This is a genomic window from Streptomyces sp. FH025, assembly GCF_017427025.1.
GTDB lineage: Bacteria > Actinomycetota > Actinomycetes > Streptomycetales > Streptomycetaceae > Kitasatospora.
On the sequence record NZ_JAFLNG010000900.1, the window covers coordinates 1 to 2,619 of the forward strand.

At 73.9% G+C, this 2,619-nt stretch carries 2 protein-coding genes and 1 pseudogene; 1 reads left to right on the plus strand and 2 read right to left on the minus strand.

Features of this window, described 5'->3' with window-relative positions; genetic code table 11:
- Nucleotides 1-322 (minus strand): annotated as a pseudogene (locus J0670_RS35420) (serine/threonine-protein phosphatase); the annotation flags it as partial.
- Between the two features lie 164 nt (nucleotides 323-486).
- Nucleotides 487-1,287, minus strand: coding sequence for a TetR/AcrR family transcriptional regulator (locus J0670_RS35425; protein ID WP_207816686.1), 801 nt, complete (start codon nucleotides 1,285-1,287; stop codon nucleotides 487-489).
- A gap of 101 nt (nucleotides 1,288-1,388) precedes the next feature.
- Between J0670_RS35425 and J0670_RS35430 the strand changes: the two genes are divergently transcribed.
- Nucleotides 1,389-2,615 (plus strand): FAD-dependent oxidoreductase, encoded by a 1,227-nt coding sequence (locus J0670_RS35430; protein ID WP_207816687.1) that lies wholly within the window; start codon nucleotides 1,389-1,391, stop codon nucleotides 2,613-2,615.
- Nucleotides 2,616-2,619 lie beyond the last annotated feature (4 nt).

The following is a 2,619-nucleotide window of genomic DNA, read 5'->3' on the forward strand; positions in this document are numbered from 1 at the left end:
GCCCGTGCCACGCCACCACCCGGTTCACCGCGATGCCGAGCAGCCCCACGAAGGCGGTGTTCACCAGCTCCAGGAAGCCGTCCTGCGTCCCGAACGACGCGTCCCGCACCGACAGCACCAGGACGCCGGCCACGTTCGCCACCGCGACGGCCACGACGTCCCCCAGCGTCAGCAGCGTGCCCGCCAGCACGGCGGCGGCCGCGAGCAGCGGATCGCCCCAGTAGTCGGAGGGGTCCAGTGAGTTCCACACCAGCCCGCCGACGATCAGCAACCACGGCGCGGCCCGCACGTACGGCGGCCACTGCTCGGAGCTCCTGGCCATCGGCGACCTGCCTTCCGCCTCGCCACGCACTCGGAAGGGGCGGTTCCGATCGTAGGCCCGGAAACGGGCCGGGCGCAGGTCCGGGGCGCCGCCGAAGGCGGAACCCGCACGACGGCGGCCCGCCGGGCGTGCGACGCCGATCGTCGGACATGCCCCAGACCGGCCTAGACCCCCGAGCCGGGGTCGCCCTCTGGGGGCAGGGCGACCGCGCGCAGGTAGGCCTCGACGAACAGGTCGATGGACTCCTCCGACGAGGGCAGCCCGGCGCCGAAGGCCGATTCCAGCACCGGTCTCAGCAGCATGTGGTTGAGCAGCGGGCCGAACAGCAGCTGGACCAGCACCGGGAGCGGCAGCGGCCGCAGCCGCCCGGCCTCCATGTGCGGCGACAGCAGCCGGCCGAGGCCGTCGTACAGCCTCGGCGCGTAGCCCGCGACCAGGCGGGCGGCGGGGCCGTCGGGGCGGGAGAACAGGTCGCCGAAGACCGCCGGGATGATCCGGGGCCGGTGGTCGAGGGCGGCGACGAAGGAGTGGTGGAGCGCCCGGACGGTGTCCTCCAGCCGCTCCGGCGGGTTCGCGACCAGCGCCTCCAGGTCCGGCAGCGGCCCGTGCTCCAGGAAGACGGCGGTGAGCAGGCCGTCCCGCCCTTCGAAGACGGCGTGCAGGCTGGGTAGTGAGCACTCGGCGCGGTCCGCGACGGCGTCCAGGGTCACTCCCCCGAGGCCGCGCTCGTCGACCAGTTCGGCCGCCGCCGCGATCGCGCGCTCCCGGACGGGCGGCCGCCCGCCCGGGTCGACCCCCGACCGCCGGACCGCCTCGTCCAGCGGTGCCCGCGAGCCGCCGAGCCGGCGCAGCAGGGTGCTGCGGGAGATGCCGGCCGTCGCGGCGATCGCCGTCAGCGGGACGTCCGCGACGTCCTGGCCCCGTTCCTTCGCCGCCGCGACGGCGGCCGCCACAAGATCCTTCATGTGAGACATCGTACTACTTGACACCTGAGACGGTTCCAGAGATTCTCTATATGCAAGTTCCACACGGACGGCGATCGACCGGACACTGGAAGGGGAGAGCCATGAGCGTCGTGATCTCCGGGGGCGGACCTGCCGGAATGATGCTGGGCCTGCTGCTGGCCCGCGCGGGTGTCGAGGTGACCGTGCTGGAGAAGCACGGGGACTTCCTACGGGACTTCCGCGGCGACACCGTCCACGCCTCCACCGTGCGGCTGATGGACGAACTCGGCCTCGGCCGGAAGTTCGCCGCACTGCCGCAGAGCCGGCTCGGCAACCTGGTGATTCCGGCGCCGGGCGGCGGCCAGGTCACACTGAGCGCCTACGACAAGCTGCCCGCGCCGTACGACTACATCGCGATGATGCCGCAGTGGGACCTGCTCAACTTCCTCGTCGAGGAGGCCCGGCGGGAACCCACCTTCCGCGTGCGGATGAACACCGAGGCCACCGGCCTGCTCCGGCAGGGCGGCCGGGTGGTGGGCGTCCGCTACCGCACCAGGGACGGCGAGGAGGGCGAGATCCGCGCCGACCTCACCGTCGCCGCGGACGGGCGGAACTCCACCCTGCGCCGGGAGGCCGGGCTGGTGCCCACGGAGTACCCGGTGCCCTTCGACGTCTGGTGGCTCCGCCTGCCCAGGAGCACCGCCGAGCAGACCACCCCGCCCAGCCTCGAAGCGGCCTTCGGGGACGGCGAGCTGGCCCTCAGCATCACCCGCGGCGACTACTTCCAGATCGCCTACTTCCAGCCCAAGGGCGCCGACCGGCGGCTGCGCGCCGAGGGCGTCGAGCGGTTCCGGGAGCGGATCGCCCGGCTGCTGCCCCGGTACGCCGACCGGGTCGACCAGTTGGCGAGCATGGACGACGTCCACGTGCTCGACGTCCGGCTCAACCGGCTGGGCCGCTGGTACACCGACGGGCTGCTGCTGATCGGCGATGCCGCCCACGCGATGTCCCCGGCCGGCGGGGTCGGCATCAACCTCGCCATCCAGGACGCCGTCGCGGCCGCCACCCTGCTCGCCGAGCCGCTGCGGCGCGGCCGCCCCACCCCCGCCGCGCTCGCCCGGGTGCAACGGCGGCGCTGGTGGCCGACGGTGGTCATGCAGGAGTTCCAGCGGATCCTGCACGGAGTGATGTTCACCCCGGTGATCACCGGCCGGCGCAACGGCCCGCCGGCCAGGTTCGCCGACCTCGTCCGCCGGATCCCGGCCGTCCAGATGGGCGTCACCCGGCTGATCGCCCTCGGCCCGCGGCCGGAGCACGCCCCGGCCTACGCCCGGCGCGCCGCGGAGTGACCGG